A 20616-nucleotide genomic window follows, 5' to 3' on the forward strand; every position below is an offset into this window, starting at 1 on the left:
ATGCCCATGTAGTATGTCGAGACACACTTCAAGGCAGCAAAAATGAAGCGCACAATTCTGATTTTGGCCGGTGTTTTCGGCCTCCTCCTCGTTGCAGCCCTCACCGTTCCGTTTTTCGTGCCGAAATCGGTTTACAAGGCGCAAATCGAAAAAGCCGCCACCAGCGCCCTGAACCGGGACGTGCTGCTGACTGGCGATGTCAGCGTCTCGGTGTTCCCCCGCATCTCTGCAAGTATCGGCGGCGTGACGGTGGCGAATCCGGACGGCTTTTCAGCCCCCAACATGATTGAAGCAGGCGAGTTGCGCGGCTCGGTAAAATGGATGCCCCTTCTTTCCCGCCGGGTGGAAGTGCAGGAGCTCTCTTTCGTCGATGCGAATGTCCAGCTGGAGAAGCTGGCCGACGGGCGGACCAATTGGGACTTCGGCGCCAGCAGCGACGCAGAACCGGCCGCCTCCGGCGATGGTGGCGGCGTCAGCGCCAGCATCGGGAAGGCGAGCCTGAAGAACGCATCGCTGACCTATACAGATCGCGCAGCCGGCACCGAATACGCGCTGACTGACCTGAACCTCGATGCCTCCATGCAGGGCTTTGACAAGCCGCTGAAAGCCAGCGCCGATGGCGTGTTCCAGGATCAGGCTTTCGACATCGACCTGACGCTCGACACGCCGGAGCAGCTGCAGAACGGTTCCCCGGCAACGGTGGACGCAAAGTTTGATTCCAAACTTGCGACCGGCATGTTTGACGGGTCCGTCACATTGGGAGACGCCCCGGCCCTCGACGGTACGTTCAGCCTCGACGCCCCGAACCTCGCTGATGTGGCGGCGTTCGCTTCGATCGAACTGCCTGTGAACATTGCCCCGCTCGGCGCCGGAAACATGAAAGGCAGCGTCTCCGGCCCGTTCGACGCGCTGACGATCAAGTTCGATAATCTCGACCTGAAAAGCGATTTGCTGGACCTTGGCTTCACCGGGACCGTTGCGCTGCAGGACAGCCCGACCGTGGACGGCCAGCTTCAGGCGTCCGCCTCGAACACCGGCGAGCTGTTGAGCCAGATGGGAATCGAGGTTCCGGCGGAAGATGCGCTGGAACAGGTCAACATCGCCGGCAAGGTAAGCGGGCCAGCAGATGCCCTGTCCCTGACCGGCCTCGACATCAAACATACAGGCGCCTTGCTGAACGCATCTTACAAAGGCGAAGCCTCGCTCGCCGGTGACGGCAAACTCAACGGCACCATCGACGCTTCCAGCGATGAACTGCGCGCGCTCCTGAAAGCTGCTGACGTGGAAATGCCGGACGGCGATACGCTGAAGACATTCTCGACCGCAGGTGCCGTTTCGGGATCGTTCAAGAAGCTCGCCATCTCGAATCTCGATTTCGCGCTCGACGATATCCGCGCCACCGGCACGGCAGGGCTCGACCTTTCGGGCACCAAGCCGCACCTGTCAGGTGACCTCGACATGGGCGAGCTGGACCTGTCGCCTTTCCTCGCCGCCGAAGACCAGCAGAAGAAGCCGCAACAGCCGATGGAAGGCTGGAGCAAGGAGCCGCTGGACCTCGCTGGCCTGAAAGCCGTCGATGCGGACCTGAAGATCAAGACGACCACGCTGACGCTCGGAAATGTCGTGCTGAAGGATGCAACTGTGATTGCCACCCTTCGGAACGGAAAGCTGAACGCCGACCTTCCTGCCTTCAATGCTTTTGGCGGCAGCTGGGGCGGCAAGATGAGCCTCGACGCCTCTGCCGCCAAGCCTGCTATCGCTCTGGACATGACAGGCGACAGCGTCGGTGTTTCATCCCTGCTGGGCACTCTGGCCGGCTTCGACAAGCTGACCGGGACCGGCGCGTTCGCCGTGTCGGCAACGTCCACCGGCACATCGATCGACGAGATCATGAAGGACCTCAATGGTCAGGTCAGCACCAAGCTGAATGATGGCGCCATCAAGGGCCTGAATGTTGCCCAGCTGGTGCGCAGCAAGGACTCGCTGTTGCAAGCCGTGACGTCCGGCCAGCTGCAGGGCCTCGACTTTGCCTCCGCCTTGTCTCCGGAAGCTAAGACCGACTTCTCCAGCTTCGACACCGTCCTCTCGGTCAAGAATGGCGTCGCGAATGTGGATCTGATGAAACTCATCAGCCCCGTGCTGGGTATCGATGGCACCGGCAATATCAATCTCGGCGGCCAGACGCTGGACCTGCGCCTCGCCACCAGCATCGACAAGAAGGGAGAAGGCTCCGGCAGCGTCGTTCAGCTGAACGGCATTCCTGTGCCGATCCGCCTGTCCGGTAGCTGGACCAAGCCAAAAGTGACGCCGGACTTGTCGGGCGTAACCAACCAGCTGAAACAGGACCTGACCGGCCAGCTTCTGGAAGGCCTTACCGGGAAATCCGGCAGCAGCGGCGCCAATCCGTTGGCAGACATTCTCGGCACATCGACCAGTACCAGTCAGCCTGAGACACCTTCCACCGAAACGGAAACCACAGAGCCAGCCAAACAGCAAACACCGGAAGACCTTGCGGAACAAGCCGCCAAGGAGGCGCTGGGTAACCTTCTGTTTGGCAAGAAGAAGACCGAGGACAAGCCGGACGAATAGTCCGGCAGGCATCAGGCCCGGGTCAGGAAACCTTGGCTGCGCGGGCCGGCGCTTCGTCCGGTTCAACGACCCGGAGTTTCGGCCGGGAGGCAGGTTCCGCGTCAGCGCCCGGGAATTCTTTCAGCTCAATCAGATGGGTCAGCTTGTCGAGCGGCTGGGCCCGGCTGATGAAGAAGCCCTGGAGATTGTCGCAGCCGTTTTCACGCAGGAAATCCGACTGGAACCCCGTCTCGACGCCTTCCGCCGTGCAGGTCATGCCGAGAGAGCGGGCGAGCTCCAGCGTCGCGACCGCAATGGCGCGGTTGTCGGCGCGGCTTTCAAGATCCGACACGAAGCTCTTGTCGATCTTGATCTTGTCGAACGGGAAGCTGCGCAGATAGCTCAGCGATGAAAAGCCGGTACCGAAGTCGTCCAGCGCAATCCGTACACCAATCGACTTGATCTGGTGCAGCCGCTGAAGCGTGAACTCGGAATCCGACATCAGCACGCTTTCCGTTATCTCCAGCTCCAGCCGGTTGGGCGCGATATTGTTCGCGGCGATGGCCTGCATGATTGTCGGCATCAGGCTCTGAGAATGGATCTGGAGTGGCGAGATATTGACCGAAATGCCGATGTGGTCTGGCAGCCGACGTGCTTCGGACATGGCTGCGCGGATGACCCAGTCGCCGATCCGCGTGATCAGGCCGATATCTTCGGCATGTTCGATAAACTCGCCGGGATAGACCAGGCCGCGCTTCGGATGTTCCCAGCGAAGCAGGGTCTCGAAGCCGGTCACCTCCATCGTTACTGCATCGACCACTGGCTGGAAGAAGACACGCAATTCGTCATTGTCGAGCGCACGGTGCAGGTCCGTCTCGATCTGCTGGCGCGCGCGTGCCCGCTCGTCGAGTTCGTCGGAGAACATGCACCAATTGCCCTTGCCCAGCTTCTTGGCCTGGTACAGCGCCAGGTCGGCATGTTTCAGCAGGACGCGCACATCCTGGGTGAAGGTATCAAACAGGCGCACCCCGATCGAGGCAGAGCAGTTCGCCGTAGAGCCCCAGATATCGTAGGGCTCGGACAGGCGCTCAACCAGATCGTCCAGAAAGCTTTCCAGCTTTTCCTGGTCGGGACGTTCGATGATCAGGGCAAACTCGTCGCCGCTGATGCGGGAGACAACGTCCTCGTCTTCGCAAATCCCGGTCAAGCGGCCTGACACCTGACGCAGCAGCTCGTCACCGGCCGGATGGCCGAGCGTGTCGTTGACCCATTTGAAATTGTCGAGATCCAGCCAGACGAGCGCCCGGTTGGTTTTCGGGTGGATGGCGAGGCGTGCCGCCTTTTCCAGATGCTCCTGCATGGTGATCCGGTTTGGCAGGCCGGTGAGACCGTCATAGTGGGCCATGTAGGCGATGCGGTCCTCGATCTCTTTCGACTGGGTGATGTCGGTCGCCACGCCGCGAAAGCCGCGGAACCGGCCGGATTCGAAAATCGGCTTGCCGGTGACAGACCACCAGCATTCCTGTCCGCCTTCCTGTGTCTTCACCTGAAGGGCCAGGTCGCGGAATCCCTGACGGCGCATCAGGCTCGTCTTGAGCACATGATGCGCTTCCCCCGTCACGAAGAGGTCAAGCAGCGGCTCGCCCTTGCGCATGATGCCGTCGGCTTCCTGCACGCCTTCAAAAACCAGTGGAATGTCCTGCAGGTGACCCTCGGCATTGGTCTGCCACAGCCAGTCCGACGTGCTCTCCTCGAAATCGCGCAGCAAAAGACCGATCAGCTGAGACTGCTCCTTCACGGCGCACTCGCTGAGATGCTGTTCGACGAACTGCTTGTACGACCAGCTGACGGCCAGAATGAGCACGCCGATATAGGCCAGCGTGAGGACCGCAATGATCGGGTAGGTCTGGCCGTTCTGGAATTGCATGGCCGCGACCACGCCTGCCCCGACCGGCAGCAGGAAAGAAATCGCCGCAGCGGGCGTCCGCGCCATCAGGAATGTGCCGGCGAACATCATGCCGGCCATTATGACGCCAAGGATCATCTGCCCCTGCGGTGCAGCGGCGTGCATCACGATAAAGGGCACGGCGCCCCAGAGCATGCCGTTCAGCAATGCGCCCCGGGTAAAATTGTCGAGTGCGGTCTGCGACCGCCCATCCATCGGGTCCATGTCACGCGGATTGAAGAATTGCGTTCCGACGGACACGGTACTCGATACGAGAATCGCCGCGCCCCAGATGTAGAGAAGGTCGCTGGACGCCGTCCCGAGAAAGCAGGTCACCACAATGCCGGCATTCAGGAGGTTTGCCAGAATCATCACGAATGTGATCCGGCGGACCATGTCCAGCTGTCTCGCACGCAGGCTGGCTGCGTGTTTTTCAGGAACAGCGATGCTCTTCACGAATCCGCTCAATGTATGATCCCCATCACATAATCCGGCCGACCGGATACCACCGCGTTCCCCCTTCCCACCGGAAGAACCTCGGGTGAATCACTTGTACAAATTACGAGTGAACGGGGAGAAAGCCGGATCGATGAAATTTCATCTATCTGGTCTGGCCAGCGCCGGTTCCGCTATCCCCGATCGCGCCAGTAAGGCGCTTCAAGGACATAGTCGATTTCCTGGCCGCGAGCTGCAAACGACAGTTTCACCCATCGCCCGGCATCGTCGTACCAGAGGGTCACGTCGATATCGGAATCGAGCAGAAATTTGTTCGCTTCGACCTGCTCGCCAGCGATATCCAGCATCTCGCGCCCTTCCGGGCGGACTGAGACGTCAATCACCTGGCCATTTTCAGAGGAAAGAAGCTTCTCGGCCTGCGTCGCGGCAACGTTCCAATGGCTGGCCGGGATTGTGGTCGCCGGCACAGTGCCGTCAAAACCGGTTCCATCAACGTCGATGACGGGTCCGTCCGCCTGAGCGGTGACCGATCCCTTGCTGCCGTCCTTGAAAACCTCGCCCTCAAGTTCGACCAGCCGGCCATCCTGCCAGCGCTCGGTCGCCTGCAGGTCGTACCGGTAGAGCGGTATGGGGCCGAAGCCGGCACGCAACTTCACATTCGTGTGTGCTTCGATCGTCCCGTCAGGCAAAACATCGAACCGCACTTCGTGCGTGCCAAAGGGCTTGCCCTGACGGCGGACGTCGAAACGGATCACATCCCCGTCCTTTGGCGTCCAGACAAGGCCGCCCTCAGCGGGCATATTGTCCGCTGCTGCGGGCCCGGCAGCTGCCAGTCCGAGGGCAAGCGTCAGCGCAGAGATTCCATGAATGAGGTTTCGCATAGCCTGTTTACGCAACAGGACAGATGATGGATCAGTTTAGGGGAAGCCCGGCCTGCAACGGTTGTCCTGCAGCGCCGGGCGCCCTAGCTTCCCGGCTCAACCCGGAAACCGACTTGGAAACCGCCCGTATGCAAACCTATCGATCCGTTATCGAGCTTATCGGAAACACGCCGCTCCTCCGCCTGAACAAGGTCTCTGAGGAGACCGGCTGTGAGATCCTTGGCAAATGTGAGTTCCTGAATCCCGGCCAGTCCGTGAAAGACCGTCCGGCCCTCGGAATCGTGCGCGATGCAGAAGCCGCCGGAGAGTTGAGGCCGGGTGGAACGATCGTGGAAGGCACTGCGGGGAATACGGGCATCGGCCTCGCCCTCGTCGGCGCGGCGCTCGGTTATCGCGTGGTCATCGTCATGCCCCGCACGCAAAGCCAGGAAAAAAAGGACGCCATCCGCCTGCTCGGCGCCGAGCTGATCGAAGTGGATGCGGTGCCTTACGCCAATCCGAACAATTACCAGCACTATTCACGAAGGCTGGCCGAAGACCTCGCCAAGAGCGAGCCCAACGGGGCGATCTGGGCCAACCAGTTCGACAATGTCTCGAACCGCAAGGCCCACCACGATACGACCGGCCAGGAAATCTGGACCCAGACCGATGGCAAGCTCGACGCGTTCATCTGTGCGGTCGGCTCAGGCGGGACGCTGGGCGGTATTTCGATGGCGCTGAAAGAGAAACGCGAGTCGGTCCAGATCGGTCTGGCCGATCCGGGCGGCGCGGCGATGTATGAGTATTTCACCAATGGCGTTCTGAAATCCGAAGGCACGTCGATTACCGAAGGCATCGGCCAGGGCCGGATCACCGCGAACCTGGAAGACATTATCGTGGACCGGGCCTATCGCTGTACAGATGCGGAAGCCCTGAATGTGCTGTTCGACCTGGTCCAGCATGAAGGGCTTTGCCTGGGCGGGTCTTCAGGCATCAATGTCGCCGGTGCAGTAAAAATGGCGAAGGATCTTGGCCCCGGCCACACGATTGTTACGATACTCTGCGACTACGGCAATCGCTATCAGTCGAAACTGTACAATCCGGAATTCCTGCGATCGAAAGATTTGCCGGTTCCGCCATGGATCAAAGGGTAAGGAATGGAAACGGGCGACCCCCTCGTCACCGCAGGCTGGCTGAAGCAGAATCTCAACGCGCCCGACATCCGGGTTGTTGACGCAACGTATTACGCCCCGTTCCTCAAGGCCGAAAAGACCGGCCGTGAAGACTGGGCCGAGGCGCACATTCCCGGCGCGGTCCATTTCGATATCGACGCCATCAAGGCCGGCGGGACAGACCTGCCGCACATGTTGCCCGATCCGATCATGTTTTCATCCCGGGTGCGCAAGCTGGGCATCGGCGACGGGAACCGGGTGATTGTCTATGACAACAACAATTTCTGTGCCGCCGCCCGGGTCTGGTGGATGCTGCGCGTCATGGGCCATGATGACGTGAAAGTGCTCGATGGCGGCCTCGCTGCTTGGAAGGCCGAGGGCGGCGAGCTTGAAGACATGCCGCCGGTCGCCGTGGAGCGTCACTTTACCGCTCGCGTGCGCAGCGACCTGTTGAAGGACACCGCTCAGGTCGCGGCCGCCTCTGAAAGCGGCTCGCACACCATCGTGGACGCCCGCGCCACCGGCCGCTTCACCGCTGAAGCTCCGGAGCCGCGCGAAGGCCTCCCTTCCGGCCATATCCCGGGCAGCGTCAACGCGCCGTCCGCCGATCTGATCAACCCCGACGGCACGCTGAAAACGGTCAGCGAGCTTCAGGACCTGCTGCCGAACCATCGGGCACCGACCATCACGACCTGCGGCTCCGGCGTTACGGCGGCCATCCTCGCGCTTGGCTTTGCCCGGCTCGGCAACTGGGACGTCGCTGTCTATGATGGGTCATGGACCGAATGGGCCTCCGACCCCGCCCGCCCGGTAGCGACAGGCGCAGCATGAAACGGCCTGAAACGCGGATCATCCATACACGCGGCGCGCGTCTCGGCACCGTCACAGTGAACCCGCCGGTGGAGCGCGCCTCCACGGTCCTCTTCAAAACGGAGAAAGCACTCTACGATTCCAAGCCCGGCTATGGCCGCATGGGCCTGTCGGTGCACCGCGAACTGGAAGCAGCGCTCTGCGAACTCGAAGGCGGGAGCCATGTACGCCTTGCGTCCAACGGGCTGCAGGCCTGCGCGCTGGCCATCGCGTCCTGTGTGGAGTCCGGCGGGCACATCCTGATCCCTGACAGTGCCTATGGCCCGACGGCGCGCTTTTGCGAACGACGCCTGAAATATATGGGCGTATCGGCATCGCGCTACGATCCACGCATCGGCGCAGGGATCGCAGACCTGATCCGGCCGGAGACGCAGGCGATCTTCATGGAGTCGCCAGGCTCCCTCACCTTCGAGGTTTCAGACATTCCGGCGATCACGGCCATTGCCCGCGAACGCGGTGTCACAACCATTGCCGACAATACGTGGGGCGCCGGTTACTTTCTGAATCCGCTGGATCTCGGCGCGGATATCGTTGTCCAGGCGATGACGAAATACATCGTCGGCCATGCAGACGGCTTCGGCGGCGCGGTGATCACGTCGGACGAGCGGCTCTACAATCGTATCGGCATGGCATCGGAGGATTTCGGGATCAGCCTTGCGCCGGATGATGCGTATCTCTGCTTGCGTGGCATGCGCACCCTGCACACCCGCCTCAGGGCCCACGAAGCTGCAGCGTTAGAGCTGGCAAACTGGCTGGCAGACCGGCCGGAAGTCTCCGAGGTGCTGCACCCAGCCCTGCCCTCCAGCCCGGACCACGCCCTGTGGAAACGGGATTTTTCAGGCTCCAGCGGCCTTTTCGGTGTCGTCCTGAATGCCATCCCCGAAGGCGGGATGGATCGTTTTTTGGGCGCTTTGCACTTGTTTGGCATGGGTTTTTCATGGGGCGGCTATGAAAGCCTGCTCATTCCATGTGACCACCAACTGACTCGTTCCAAGGACAGCTGGACCGCATCCCGCGCAGGTCCGCTGCTTCGTATCCATGTCGGCCTGGAGGCCGTCTCAGACCTCAAGGCAGAGCTCGACTCCGCCTTCGCCGCCCTGAAAGGCCCTGCATGACGCTCTCGCACCGGACGATCGGCCTCATCCTCGGGATTGCTCTTCCGGCACTGATGCTTCTCACGGGGCCGCCCGCTGGCCTGGCCTGGCCCGCCTGGCTCACAGCCTGCCTGCTCGTCCTGATGGCAACCTGGTGGGCGACCGAAGCGATCCCGATCCCCGCGACCTCGCTGCTGCCACTGATCGTGCTGCCATTTGGCGCGGCGATCATTGGCCATGGCGAGCACGCCGATGCCATTGGTGTGGCAGCCCTGTCGCCCCGCGCCATCAGCGGTAGCTATATGGATCCGATCGTCCTCCTGCTGCTCGGCGGGTTCGTCATCGCATTGGGGGTTGAGCGCTGGCACCTGCACAAGCGCATCGCCCTCAACATCGTCGATCGCGTGGGGACCTCGCCCAAGGCCCTGATCTTCGGCTTCATGCTGGCCACCGCCGTGCTGTCGATGTGGATCTCGAATACGGCGACGTCGCTGATGATGGTGCCCATCGCCATTTCAGCGGCCGCAGCGCTGCAGGACAAGGAAGGCAAGTTCACCACCGCCATCCTGCTCGGCGTCTGCTATTCGGCTTCCATTGGCGGTGTGGCGACGCCCATCGGAACGCCCACCAATCTGATCGCCCTGAAATGGCTGCAGGAGGAGACGGGCGAAGGTATCGGCTTCGGCCAGTGGATGACGTTTGGCATCCCGACGGCCACACTCCTCATCCCAGCTGCCTGGTGGGCCGTGACCCGCGGCCTGCCAAAATACCAGCACGGGGAGTCGATGGCGGCCTCGGTGCACCACGACCTGCTTGAGCTCGGCCCGATCAAGACGCCGGAGCAACGCATCGCCATCGTGTTTGGCATCATCGCATCGATGTGGGTGCTGCGCCTGCCCGCGACCAAGCTGCTGACCTCCATGGGCTACCCCCTGCTGGAAGCCTATGGCGGACAGACGGACATGATGATCGCCCTGTTCGGCGCCGTGCTCGTCTTCCTCGTGCCCGCAGGGACTGAGGAACGCCGCGCCCTGATGACGTGGGACGAAGCGGTCAAACTGCCATGGGGTGTGATCATCCTGTTCGGCGGCGGCATTTCACTCGGCAAGGCCATGCATGCGACGGGCCTGTCAGACTGGATCGGCACGCAAATGGAGATGCTGAGCGTCTTCCCGCCAATACTGATCGTGGGCATCATGGTCCTGCTGGTCATCTTCCTCACCGAAGTGACATCGAACGTCGCGACCATGACGACCCTGTCGCCCATCATCGGCTCGCTGGCCGTTGCCGTGGGCGCAGCGCCGCAGTCCCTGTTCGCTCCGGCCGCCGTTGCCGCCAGCTGCGCCTTCATGCTGCCGGTGGCAACCGCGCCGAATGCGGTGATCTATGCGACGGGAAAAGTGCCGATCAGCGAGATGATCCGGCAAGGCTTCCGCATCAACCTGATGGGCGTTGTGATCATCACGATCGTCGGCTTCTGGATAGCCCCGATGGTCCTCTAATCGTCCCGGTGATGATCATGGCCGCGGTGCGGTGGCGCTTCATCCAGTGACGGCTCACGCAGCCAGCAATCACAGCCGCCATCATACTGGTAGGCTTCGCCATATCCGTTCACCCGCACAGGCGGTGTCACCGGCACATAAGCTACCGGGGCGACATCATAAGTGTCGCCATACCGGTCAGCGAAGCCGTCGCCTGTGTCGTCGCAGACCAGGTAACCGTCGATATTATAGTCGCAGCCATAGCTGGGCACGGATGTCAGCGTGACGGCCATTTCATCGGAGGCCTCCGCCATTGCATCGGCAAACATCGCCATGTCTTCGCTGGTGCAGCCCGCCAGGACAATCAGCCCCGTCCCGGCGAGGGCCGCACCGGCCCGTTTCAGCCGCCTTGCGTGCATCATGTCACCCTCCCAGCCAATTCGCTTGCAATATCAACGTATTGTAATTGAACGAGGGATGAACGGCAACGCAATCAGGCTGGCGGCGGGCTGCATTCAACGACAAGTTTGCCGAGATTCTTGCCCTCGAAGAGCCGTGACAGGCTGGACGGGGCATTCTCGAAACCCTTCACCACATCCGTCTCGAACTTCAGTTTCCCTTCCATCAGCCATTGGGCCATCTGCTGGATGCCTTCGGGGAAGCGCGGGAAATAGTCGATCACGATGAAGCCCTTCATCAACGTCCGCCGCATCAGCAGGTTCGAGAAATTGTAAGGGCCCGGCACAGGATCGGTCGCGTTGTAGGTGCTGATCAGGCCGCAGAGCGGCATGCGCGAGAAGTCGTTCAGGCGCGCGATCACTTCATCCATGATCTGCCCACCAACATTCTCGAAATTGACATCGATCCCGTCCGGGCAGTGCTTGTCCAGGGCGGCGCCGACATCTTCGGTCTTGTAGTTGATGGCGGCATCGAACCCGGCCGTCTCTGTCAGCCATTTGCACTTGTCGTCACTGCCCGCGATGCCGACGGCGCGGCAGCCTTGAATCTTCGCAATCTGGCCCACCATGGAGCCGACCGCCCCAGCCGCGGCGGAGACAACCACCGTCTCGCCCGCCTGCGGCTTGCCGATATCCATCAGGCCGAAATAGGCCGTCATGCCTGTGGCGCCCAGCGGGCCCATATAGGCCGTCAACGGCACACCCGGAAGAATCGGCAGCTTGGCCAGGCCCTCGCCCTGCAGCGTGGGATACATGGTCCAGGTCCCGAGGCCGGTGTTCACGACATCGCCCTGCTGGAAGCCGTCATGCTTGCTTTCCACCACCACGGCGAGGCCACCACCCCGCATCGCATCGCCAATGCCGACCGGCGGCAGGTAGGCGTCGACGTCGCTCATCCAGATCCGGTTTGTCGGGTCGAGCGAGAGATAGACCGTCTTCGCCCGCACCTCGCCGTCTTTCAACGGCTCAAGCGGTGTCTCGACGAGATCAAGATCGCCTTCCTTGATATCGCCTACCGGCCGCTGGCGCAGCACCCAAGTCTGGTTCATCTCGCTCATCTGTCTCTCCCTTTTGGGAAAGGCTAGAGCCTTGCGGCGTCAGCGCAAGACATCCCGGTGCGACAACCACCGGGCATAGAGGGCCAGCAGCGCAATGATCGCGAGAATGACCAGTGACATCATCATCTGGCCTTCCATGGTCGGTGCGTCCTTGTCGGTCAGGCTCCGGCCCATGCTGATGAGCGCGGCCAGAAAGGATGCGGCGAACAGCGGATAAGCGAATTTCCGGCGCAACAACAAAGCAATGCTGCCCAAAAGGCTGCCGAAAACGCCGATGGCCCAGATCGCCCAGACCCAGACCGGCATATTCAGCCAATAGTCGCGAAGTTCCTGCGGATATGGCTCCAGATAGGCGGCATTGTTGGTGGCCGTCATGCTGAAGTCGTAACAGCCGAACGCATTCCACAGCAGGCTCAGGCCGCCGACGACCCACACATGCCATGGCGTCTTGAGTGTTGGTTGGCTCATAAATTGCCCTCCCCAGCCTTTATGCCCGCAAAGCTTACCTAAGGTAACGCATTCCACAAGCAGAATCCTTTCCCGGTTTACGGGCGGGTGACGCGCCCCGCTCTGGCGGCTAAACCATCGGGCAGCAAAGGATTTTCGCCCATGGCCACCGCCCCCATCACCAAGGACAGCCACCTCTACCTGGTCGATGCCAGCGCCTACATCTTCCGGGCGTTCCACGCATTGCCGCCGCTGACGCGCGCATCGGATGGCCTGCCAATCGGTGCGGTCAGCGGGTTCTGCAACATGTTGTTCAAGCTGCTGGAAGATTTGAAAGGCGATGACCGCCCGACCCATTTCGCCTGTATCTTCGACGCCTCATCCCACACATTCCGCAACGAGCTGTACGACCAGTACAAGGCCAACCGCGATGAGCCGCCAGAAGAGCTGCGCCCGCAATTCCCGCTCGTGCGCCGGGCGGCAGAGGCCTTCGCCGCACACGCGATCGAAATGGAGGGCTTCGAGGCCGACGACTTGATCGCCACCTATGCCCGCCAGGCTGAAGCCAAGGGCGCGCGCGTCACCATCGTCTCGTCGGACAAGGATCTGATGCAACTTGTCACCGACAAGATCGTCATGCTCGACACGATGAAGAACAAGACGATGGGCCGGGACGAAGTCTTCGAAAAATTCGGCGTCGGCCCGGAGAAAGTGGTCGATGTCCAGTCGCTGGCTGGCGACAGCGTGGACAATGTGCCTGGCGCCCCCGGGATCGGCGTGAAGACAGCCGCCACGCTGCTCGGCGAATATGGCGACCTCGACACGCTGCTGGCCCGCGCGGAGGAAATCAAACAGCCCAAGCGCCGCGAGACGCTGATCAACTTCGCCGACCAGATCCGCCTCTCCCGCGATCTCGTGACCCTCAAGGATGACGTCCCGCTGGAGACCACGCTGGAAGACCTGGCCGTGCAGGATCCGGAACCCGACACCCTGCTCGGCTTCCTGGAGGAAATGGAATTCAAGACCATCACCCGCCGCGTGCGCGAAATGATGGAGAAGGAAGGCGCGCTGGAGGCTGCTCCGCCTGCGGAAGACCCGATCGACCGGACGAAATACGCCTGCGTGCGCGATTTCAAGGAACTCGAAGACTGGATCGACCGCGCCGCAAAGCAGGGTTTTGTCGCCGTCGACACTGAGACGGACAGTCTCGACTCGGTCACGGCGAATCTTGTCGGCGTGTCCCTGGCGCTCGCACCGAACGAGGCCTGCTATATTCCTCTGGCCCATGTTGACCCGAACGATGCGGGCGATGGCGACATGTTCGGCGCCGATCCGCCGCGGCAGGTTCGGATGAAGGACGCGATCAAGGCGCTGAAGCCGCTTCTGGAAAACGACGCCGTCCTGAAGATCGGCCAGAACATCAAGTATGACCTGAACATCTTCGCCCAGCACGGCATCCATGTCGCGCCGGTCGATGACACAATGCTGCTGTCCTATGTGCTGAATGCCGGGAAACATGGGCACGGCATGGACCTGTTGTCGGAGAAATATCTCGGCCACACGCCGCTCTCCTTCAAGGAGGTCGCTGGCTCCGGAAAATCCCAGGTTACCTTTGACCGCGTCGCGCTGGACAAGGCGACGGATTACGCCGCTGAAGATGCCGATGTGACGCTGCGTTTGTGGCAGACGTTCAAGCCGCTTCTGCACACGGAGAAAGTCACCACCGTCTACGAAACCGAAGAGCGCCCGCTGGTGCCGGTGCTTGCCGCGATGGAGCGCGAAGGCATCAAGGTGGACCGGGACAAGCTCTCACGCCTGTCATCCGACTTCTCTCAGCGCATGGCCGCGCTGGAGGCGGAAGCCCACGAACAGGCTGGCGAGGAATTCAATATCGGCAGCCCGAAACAGCTGGGTGAGATCCTGTTCGACAAGATGGGAATCGAAGGCGGCAAGAAGACCAAGACCGGCGCATGGGTCACCGATGCTGACGTGCTGGAAGGCCTCGCCGCAGCGGGCCACGACTTGCCCCGCACCATCGTCGACTGGCGGACATTGTCGAAGCTGCGCTCGACCTATACCGAAGCGCTGCAGGCCGCGATCAACAAGGAGACCGGCCGCGTTCACACCAGTTTCTCCATGGCCGTCGCCCAGACCGGGCGCCTCTCGTCCTCGGATCCGAACCTGCAGAACATCCCGGTGCGGACAGAGGAAGGCCGCAAGATCCGCGAAGCCTTTATCGCCGACAAGGGCAATGTGCTGGTGAGCGCCGACTACAGCCAGATTGAGCTGCGCGTGCTGGCGCACATGGCTGACATCGATGCGCTGAAATCAGCCTTCAAGGAAGGCCTCGATATCCACGCCATGACGGCCAGCGAGATGTTCGGCGTGCCCATCGAGGGCATGGATCCGATGGTCCGCCGCCAGGCCAAGGCGATCAATTTCGGCATCATCTACGGCATTTCCGGGTTCGGCCTCGCCCGCCAGCTGGGCATTCCCCAGTCGGAAGCCGCAGACTATATCAAGACCTACTTCAAGCGCTTCCCCGGCATCCGCGCCTATATGGACGAGACCAAGGCCTTCGCGAAAGAGCACGGCTTTGTGCAGACGGCGTTTGGCCGGAAAGTGCACCTCGCCGGGATCAAGTCGAAGGGGCCGCAAAAGGCCTTTGCCGAGCGTCAGGCCATCAATGCACCCATCCAGGGCTCAGCCGCAGACATCATCAAGCGCGCCATGATCCGCATGCCGGAGGCCCTGGCGAAGGCAAAACTGAAAGCCCGGATGCTGCTGCAGGTGCACGACGAACTCATTTTCGAGTGTCCGGAGAAGGAAGCCGAAAAGCTGATCAAGGTGGCGAAGGAGACCATGCAATCGGCCGCTGGCCCGAAGATGGATCTGTCGGTTCCGCTGGAAGTTGACGCGCGCGCTGCCGCAAACTGGGCCGACGCGCACTAGGCTGTCCGTCGAGGGGGCGCCTCTGCCGCCGGAAAAGGCATACGAATTTGCAATGTTGCAAGACGCAGTTGTCACATTTGCGTGAGCGATTCGGCCTGCTAGCTATGCTGAATTGCGAAACGCAGACCGAGGCAGGCTTATGCCCTTTACGACCGTCGTCGCCAGCTGTCCCTTCAAAATCGGCCACACGCCCCTGACCGCCTACCAGGTCAGGATCGGCGATCTCACGCATGAATTGCTGGTGAAGGAAGAGCGCTGCAACGAATTCGGCTCGGTGAAAGACCGCGTCGCCTGGTACATCCTGTCGAAGACGATCGAGAAAATCGGCCCGGTCAAATCCGTCGTCGATGCCTCCTCCGGCAATTACGGCAACGCGCTCGCCTGCATCTGCCAGCGGCTGGGCATCGGCGCGACCATCGTGTCGTCTGCTTCCATCAGTGCGCACAACGCCGCGCAGATAAAAGGCGCCGGCGCCCGCCTCGTGATTGCAGAGCCAAAGCCGGGCGAAACCTCCAACGCGGCCCGCATGCGGGTCGCCGGCGAGATCGCCGAAAAGGACGGCTCGGTCTTCCTCGACCAGTATTCCAACCCGCTGAACCCGGCGGCCCACCAGAACTGGACGGCGCCGGAACTGTTTGCGGCCGGGCCGTTCGATGCGGTGTTCATGACCTCGTCTTCCGGCGGCACGTCGCGGGGCTTTGCCGATTACAAGAAGGCCCATCCGGGCCCGACCCAGCTCTGCCTGGTCGAGCCGGAAAGCTCCTGCGCCTTCCTCGACAGCCCGTCCGGCTGCACCGACAAGCTGAAAATCCCCGCCTTCGGCAGCCAGCGGCGCTCTTCCTTCGCCGGGATGAAGCCCGATCCGGGCATGATCCGCATGGACGAGGCCGCCACGCTTGCCGCCTTCACGCTGCTGCACGAGCACCAGCTTTCCAAGGTTGGCCTGTCCAGCGTTGGCGTCATCCTCGGCGCGCTGGACTGGCTATCCCGGCAGGACACGCCAAGCCGGGTCGCCTGCATCTGCGCCGATGGCGATGAGCGCTACCTGGACGAGATCCAGTCCCGCTATATTCCTGCAGTCGGCCAGCAGGCCTATGAAGCCGCCCGTGCCCGGCTTGCGCCGGTAATTGCCGGAATGCGCCTCGTTGGCCCGGTACAGCAGACGGCGAAAGCCGCCGCGCAGTAACCCCGGCAACAGATGGGGGCTGGCCGTTCCCCTGTCATCATGATTGATAATCGCCGACCCGGCGGGTAAACCCCCGCCGGAGCACTGATAAAGAGGCACAAAGTGGCAATACTCTACCGTTCCCGCACTTCGACCCACGGCCGCAACATGGCCGGCGCCCGCGGCCTGTGGCGCGCGACAGGCATGAAGGACAGCGACTTCGGAAAGCCGATTATCGCGGTGGTGAACTCCTTTACCCAGTTCGTGCCCGGCCATGTGCACCTGAAAGACCTCGGCCAGCTGGTCGCCGGCGAGATCGTCGCGGCGGGCGGCGTGGCCAAGGAATTCAACACGATCGCCGTCGATGACGGCATCGCGATGGGCCATGACGGCATGCTGTATTCCCTGCCGAGCCGCGAAGTGATCGCCGACAGTGTCGAGTACATGGTCAACGCCCATTGCGCCGACGCGATGGTCTGCATCTCCAATTGCGACAAGATCACCCCCGGCATGATGATGGCGGCGCTGCGCCTCGACATCCCGGTCGTCTTCATCTCCGGCGGCCCGATGGAGGCTGGCAAGGTCAATATCGACGGCGAGTTGAAAGCGGTCGACCTGATCGACGCCATGATCGAAGCGGCAAACCCTGAGCGGACCGACGCCGAAGTGCTGGCCTATGAAGAAGCCGCCTGCCCGACCTGTGGCTCCTGCTCCGGCATGTTCACGGCGAACTCGATGAACTGCCTCGCCGAAGCCATGGGTCTCGGCCTGCCGGGCAATGGCTCGACGCTCGCCACCCATGCTGACCGCGAAGGCCTGTTCCGCCGCGCGGGTCAGCGCATCGTGGAACTGGCCAAGATCTATTACGAGGACGGCGACAAATCCGTCTCCGCACGCGGTATCGCCACCAAGGCCGCGTTCGAAAACGCCATGACGCTGGACATCGCCATGGGCGGCTCCACCAACACGATCCTCCACCTGCTGGCCATCGCCCGCGAAGGCGAAGTGGATTTCACACTGGACGACATCGACCGGCTCAGCCGCTCGACGCCCTGCCTCTGCAAGGTCGCCCCGGCGGTTGCCAACGTCCATATGGAAGACGTTCACCGCGCCGGTGGCATCTTCGGCATCCTGGGAGAGCTGGACCGCGCCGGGAAGCTCGACACATCCGTGCGCACCATTCATTCCGACACATTGGGCGACGCAATCACCAAGTGGGACATCACCCTCACGAATGATCCGGCTGCGCAGGAACTGTTCCTGGCCGCGCCGGGCGGTGTGCGCACGACCGAGGCGTTCAGCCAGTCGCGCCGCTACAAGGAACTCGACACCGACCGCGCAACGGGCGTCATCCGGTCTGCCGACAATGCCTTCTCGCAGGATGGCGGCCTGGCCGTCCTGTTCGGCAATCTCGCGGAACAGGGCTGCGTGGTGAAGACCGCCGGCGTCGACGACTCGATCCTCAAATTCTCCGGTCCCGCAGTCGTCTGTGATAGCCAGGAAGACGCCTGCAAGCGCATCCTGAACAAGGGCGTGAAAGCGGGCGATGTCGTCATCATCCGCCATGAAGGCCCGCGCGGCGGCCCCGGCATGCAGGAGATGCTCTACCCGACCTCCTATCTGAAATCGATGAAATTGGGCAAAGCCTGCGCCCTGATCACCGACGGACGCTTCTCCGGCGGCACGTCAGGTCTCTCCATCGGCCATGTCAGCCCGGAAGCGGCTGAAGGCGGCCTGATCGGCCTGATCGAGGAAGGCGACATCATCGAGATCGACATCCCGAACCGCACCATCCACGCCAAGCTGACGGACGAGGAAATCGCATCCCGCCGTGCTGCGATGGAAGCCAAAGGCGACAAGGCCTGGAAACCGGCAGAGGAACGCCCCCGCAAGGTGAGCCGTGCCCTGAAGGTCTATGCCGCGCATGTCGGGAACGCCTCTCAGGGTGCCGTGCGACTGGATCCGTAGGCAGATTTAACGCTTCACTCAGCGAGCCTTACAGGGAAACAATGAATGCGCCACCTCGCCGTCATATGCGTGATGCTGGCGGCCAGTGCCTGCCAGACATTGCCGGGCTCACTGACGGCTGCGGCGCGTCTTGAACGCGTGAACGCAGATCTGCTTGCCGCGACAAGCGCGACGCTGACACTCGAAAAGTGGTGCGCCGACTACGGGCTGGCGCGCCCTGCGCAGATTGTCGTTGAGCACACGCCGGCAAGCGCAAAGCCGCCATCCGACGCCCAAAGGCAGCGGCTGCAGGTCGCCCCGGATACGGAAGTCCTGTACCGGAACGTGAAGCTGAAGTGTGGCGACCGGACTCTGTCAGAAGCAGAGAACTGGTATGTCCCGTCACGCCTGACACCGGTTATGAACCGGACGCTGACCGAAACCCACACGCCTTATGGAAAGGTGGTCCGCCCGCTGGCACCGCGGCGACAGACATTCGAAGTGCAACGCAGCGACTGGCTCGATAGCCAGCTATCGCCCAATGCAGCCGCAGCAACGCCGGTGTCCCTCCCGTCCTGCGACGCAACCGTCTTCTCCCATGGCGCCCTCGTCATCAGCGGTGAGGGCCTCCCCCTCGCCGAGGTGCGGGAGAACTACAAGATGGACCTCGTCTGCCCTGACAAAACCGGCAAGACTGGTTTCTGATCCGCCCCCGCCCTGCCGCAATTGACCTCCAAAGCGCCTTAATGTGAGCAAGCGCTCGCCCGGTTCACTGCCTTTCATTGCAAGTGTACCTAAGGGAGGCTATTTCCATGACGCGAACCATGTTTCACTCCACAGCTGACAGGCCCCACACAGGGCCGAAACTGGCGGACAAGGACCGGACTATGACAACTCTCGCGCTTGTGGACGATGACGAGAACATCGTCGCCTCTCTCAAGATGTTCTTCGAGGCCGAAGGCTATGATGTCCGCACCTATCATGATGGTGAGGCCGCCCTGCCCGCGCTGACCGAGAACCCGCCCGACATCGCCATCCTCGACGTGAAGATGCCGAAGATGGACGGCATGGAACTGCTGCGCCGCCTGCGCCAGACCAGCGAACTGCCCGTGATCTTCCTGACGTCGAAGGACGAGGAGATCGACGAGGTGATCGGCTTCAACATCGGCGCCGATGATTTCGTGCGCAAGCCGTGCTCCAACCGCCTGCTGGCTGAGCGGGTGAAGGCCGTGCTGCGCCGCGCCCGCGGTGGCAAGGCCGGCCCGGAGGAAGGCGATCACAAGCCGATCGTGCGCGGCAAGCTGACCCTGGACCCGAATCGCCACGCCTGTAACTGGGACGGCCATCCGGTGCGCCTGACGGTGACGGAATTCCTGATCCTGCAGGCCCTGGCCCAGCGTCCGGGTTACGTGAAAAGCCGCGACCAGCTGATGGACGCCGCCTATGACGACCAGATCTATGTCGACGACCGCACCATCGACAGCCACATCAAGCGGCTTCGCAAGAAGTTCCGCGAAGTGTCGGAAGAGTTCGACGCGATCGAAACGCTCTACGGTGTTGGCTACCGCTACACCGAATAGGCCCTAGCCCAGCAGGCCCAGGCGCCAGCTCCAATAGGGCAGCGCCAGGGTCAGCAGGGCAAAGCCGACCCCGATCAGGAAGATCAGCGGCGAATAGAACCGCCGGTTCAGCGACAGGAATGGCTGTTCCGGCAGCGCCTGCTCGAATGCCGGCAGCACGCCCAGGATGCCCCGCCCCATGAACACCAGTGCGGCCCCGGCCCCGGCTGCGGCGAGCAGCCATTTGGACACCGGCACGTGCACATATCCCCCAAGCACCAGCGCCAGAAAGGCGAAGGCAAACAGGCTGGCCGCCACAAACAGGCAGGCCATCGTTGAGGGCATTTTCGTGATCCCGCGCCGGCCCACGACCATGCGGGCCAATTGTTGCGCATTGGCGGCCGGAAAGGTCACGCCCATGCCCCAAAGGGCATGCAATAGGCCTGTAATTGCCAGAATCCCGGCGATAACTATCGACAATATGGGTGCGATCATGAGGTCCTCAGACGTCGCGCGGAACCCTGCCCGGCCGGTACATTCCTGCCGCGCGGGCTTGCCGCAATGGGCTTCATTCAATAGCCAGT

The 20616-nt window shown here is 62.1% G+C and carries 16 protein-coding genes; 10 read left to right on the top strand and 6 right to left on the bottom strand.

Going from position 1 to position 20616, the window contains the following annotated elements; translation table 11 throughout:
• Window positions 1–42 precede the first annotated feature (42 nt).
• A complete protein-coding gene (locus HAD_RS14400; RefSeq protein WP_035573008.1) occupies window positions 43–2589 on the top strand; it encodes an AsmA family protein in 2547 nt (848 codons plus the stop codon).
• 22 nt (window positions 2590–2611) lie between these two features.
• Here HAD_RS14400 and HAD_RS14405 read toward each other — a convergent pair whose 3' ends face one another.
• Together HAD_RS14405 and HAD_RS14410 are read right to left on the bottom strand one after the other, a co-directional pair.
• Window positions 2612–4981, bottom strand: a complete 2370-nt coding sequence (locus tag HAD_RS14405) for a putative bifunctional diguanylate cyclase/phosphodiesterase (protein WP_051596338.1) — start codon at window positions 4979–4981, stop codon at window positions 2612–2614.
• A gap of 161 nt (window positions 4982–5142) precedes the next feature.
• A complete protein-coding gene (locus HAD_RS14410; RefSeq protein ID WP_035573010.1) occupies window positions 5143–5850 on the bottom strand; it encodes a DUF6134 family protein in 708 nt (235 codons plus the stop codon).
• 128 nt (window positions 5851–5978) lie between these two features.
• Between HAD_RS14410 and HAD_RS14415 the strand changes: the two genes are divergently transcribed.
• The 4 genes from HAD_RS14415 to HAD_RS14430 are packed head-to-tail and all read left to right on the top strand — an operon-like array spanning window position 5979 to window position 10467.
• Window positions 5979–6983 (top strand): cysteine synthase A, encoded by a 1005-nt coding sequence (locus HAD_RS14415; protein WP_035573606.1) that lies wholly within the window; start codon window positions 5979–5981, stop codon window positions 6981–6983.
• 3 nt (window positions 6984–6986) lie between these two features.
• Window positions 6987–7832, top strand: a complete 846-nt coding sequence (locus HAD_RS14420) for a sulfurtransferase (RefSeq protein ID WP_035573011.1) — start codon at window positions 6987–6989, stop codon at window positions 7830–7832.
• On the top strand, window positions 7829–8986 hold the full coding sequence (gene metC, locus HAD_RS14425; protein ID WP_035573013.1) for a cystathionine beta-lyase: 1158 nt from the start codon (window positions 7829–7831) through the stop codon (window positions 8984–8986). Before HAD_RS14420 ends, metC begins: the two co-directional genes overlap by 4 nt.
• Window positions 8983–10467: an SLC13 family permease gene (locus HAD_RS14430; RefSeq protein ID WP_035573014.1), complete on the top strand. Its 1485-nt coding sequence runs from the start codon at window positions 8983–8985 to the stop codon at window positions 10465–10467. Before metC ends, HAD_RS14430 begins: the two co-directional genes overlap by 4 nt.
• Here HAD_RS14430 and HAD_RS14435 read toward each other — a convergent pair.
• The 3 genes from HAD_RS14435 to HAD_RS14445 all read right to left on the bottom strand — a co-directional run bounded on the left by HAD_RS14435 (window position 10464) and on the right by HAD_RS14445 (window position 12430).
• Window positions 10464–10868, bottom strand: a complete 405-nt coding sequence (locus HAD_RS14435; protein ID WP_035573016.1) for a hypothetical protein — start codon at window positions 10866–10868, stop codon at window positions 10464–10466. The genes HAD_RS14430 and HAD_RS14435 overlap by 4 nt on opposite strands.
• Before the next feature lie 71 nt (window positions 10869–10939).
• Window positions 10940–11953: an NADP-dependent oxidoreductase gene (locus HAD_RS14440; RefSeq protein ID WP_035573608.1), complete on the bottom strand. Its 1014-nt coding sequence runs from the start codon at window positions 11951–11953 to the stop codon at window positions 10940–10942.
• 48 nt (window positions 11954–12001) lie between these two features.
• Window positions 12002–12430 carry a hypothetical protein gene (locus HAD_RS14445; protein WP_035573017.1) on the bottom strand — a complete coding sequence of 143 codons (429 nt, stop codon included), beginning with the start codon at window positions 12428–12430 and terminating at the stop codon, window positions 12002–12004.
• A gap of 141 nt (window positions 12431–12571) precedes the next feature.
• Between HAD_RS14445 and polA the strand changes: the two genes are divergently transcribed.
• The 5 genes from polA (at window position 12572) to HAD_RS14470 (ending at window position 20053) form a co-directional block, all read left to right on the top strand.
• Window positions 12572–15361 (top strand): DNA polymerase I, encoded by a 2790-nt coding sequence (gene polA / locus HAD_RS14450; RefSeq protein ID WP_035573019.1) that lies wholly within the window; start codon window positions 12572–12574, stop codon window positions 15359–15361.
• 139 nt (window positions 15362–15500) lie between these two features.
• Window positions 15501–16547, top strand: coding sequence for a PLP-dependent cysteine synthase family protein (locus HAD_RS14455; protein WP_035573020.1), 1047 nt, complete (start codon window positions 15501–15503; stop codon window positions 16545–16547).
• A gap of 147 nt (window positions 16548–16694) precedes the next feature.
• On the top strand, window positions 16695–18494 hold the full coding sequence (ilvD, locus tag HAD_RS14460; RefSeq protein ID WP_051596399.1) for a dihydroxy-acid dehydratase: 1800 nt from the start codon (window positions 16695–16697) through the stop codon (window positions 18492–18494).
• A gap of 45 nt (window positions 18495–18539) precedes the next feature.
• Complete coding sequence (locus tag HAD_RS14465) at window positions 18540–19178, top strand: hypothetical protein (RefSeq protein ID WP_051596340.1); 639 nt, start codon at window positions 18540–18542, stop codon at window positions 19176–19178.
• Between the two features lie 182 nt (window positions 19179–19360).
• A complete protein-coding gene (locus HAD_RS14470; protein WP_035573022.1) occupies window positions 19361–20053 on the top strand; it encodes a response regulator transcription factor in 693 nt (230 codons plus the stop codon).
• Window positions 20054–20056: 3 nt separating this feature from the next.
• Here the strand turns inward: HAD_RS14470 and HAD_RS14475 are convergent, their stop codons facing one another.
• Window positions 20057–20527, bottom strand: a complete 471-nt coding sequence (locus tag HAD_RS14475) for a DUF3995 domain-containing protein (RefSeq protein WP_035573622.1) — start codon at window positions 20525–20527, stop codon at window positions 20057–20059.
• Window positions 20528–20616 lie beyond the last annotated feature (89 nt).

The organism is Hyphomonas adhaerens MHS-3 (assembly GCF_000685235.1).
In the GTDB taxonomy this organism is placed as follows: Bacteria; Pseudomonadota; Alphaproteobacteria; order Caulobacterales; family Hyphomonadaceae; genus Hyphomonas; species Hyphomonas adhaerens.

What these genes read in the sequence shown, in the direction of transcription:
- HAD_RS14435 (WP_035573016.1), bottom strand. Translation starts at nt 10,868, where the DNA reads ATGATGCACGCAAGGCGGCTGAAACGGGCCGGTGCGGCCCTCGCCGGG.
- HAD_RS14420 (WP_035573011.1), top strand. Translation starts at nt 6,987, where the DNA reads ATGGAAACGGGCGACCCCCTCGTCACCGCAGGCTGGCTGAAGCAGAAT.
- HAD_RS14475 (WP_035573622.1), bottom strand. Translation starts at nt 20,527, where the DNA reads ATGATCGCACCCATATTGTCGATAGTTATCGCCGGGATTCTGGCAATT.
- HAD_RS14400 (WP_035573008.1), top strand. Translation starts at nt 43, where the DNA reads ATGAAGCGCACAATTCTGATTTTGGCCGGTGTTTTCGGCCTCCTCCTC.
- HAD_RS14415 (WP_035573606.1), top strand. Translation starts at nt 5,979, where the DNA reads ATGCAAACCTATCGATCCGTTATCGAGCTTATCGGAAACACGCCGCTC.
- ilvD (WP_051596399.1), top strand. Translation starts at nt 16,695, where the DNA reads ATGGCCGGCGCCCGCGGCCTGTGGCGCGCGACAGGCATGAAGGACAGC.
- metC (WP_035573013.1), top strand. Translation starts at nt 7,829, where the DNA reads ATGAAACGGCCTGAAACGCGGATCATCCATACACGCGGCGCGCGTCTC.
- HAD_RS14445 (WP_035573017.1), bottom strand. Translation starts at nt 12,430, where the DNA reads ATGAGCCAACCAACACTCAAGACGCCATGGCATGTGTGGGTCGTCGGC.
- HAD_RS14470 (WP_035573022.1), top strand. Translation starts at nt 19,361, where the DNA reads ATGACAACTCTCGCGCTTGTGGACGATGACGAGAACATCGTCGCCTCT.
- HAD_RS14455 (WP_035573020.1), top strand. Translation starts at nt 15,501, where the DNA reads ATGCCCTTTACGACCGTCGTCGCCAGCTGTCCCTTCAAAATCGGCCAC.
- HAD_RS14410 (WP_035573010.1), bottom strand. Translation starts at nt 5,850, where the DNA reads ATGCGAAACCTCATTCATGGAATCTCTGCGCTGACGCTTGCCCTCGGA.
- polA (WP_035573019.1), top strand. Translation starts at nt 12,572, where the DNA reads ATGGCCACCGCCCCCATCACCAAGGACAGCCACCTCTACCTGGTCGAT.
- HAD_RS14430 (WP_035573014.1), top strand. Translation starts at nt 8,983, where the DNA reads ATGACGCTCTCGCACCGGACGATCGGCCTCATCCTCGGGATTGCTCTT.
- HAD_RS14465 (WP_051596340.1), top strand. Translation starts at nt 18,540, where the DNA reads ATGCGCCACCTCGCCGTCATATGCGTGATGCTGGCGGCCAGTGCCTGC.
- HAD_RS14440 (WP_035573608.1), bottom strand. Translation starts at nt 11,953, where the DNA reads ATGAACCAGACTTGGGTGCTGCGCCAGCGGCCGGTAGGCGATATCAAG.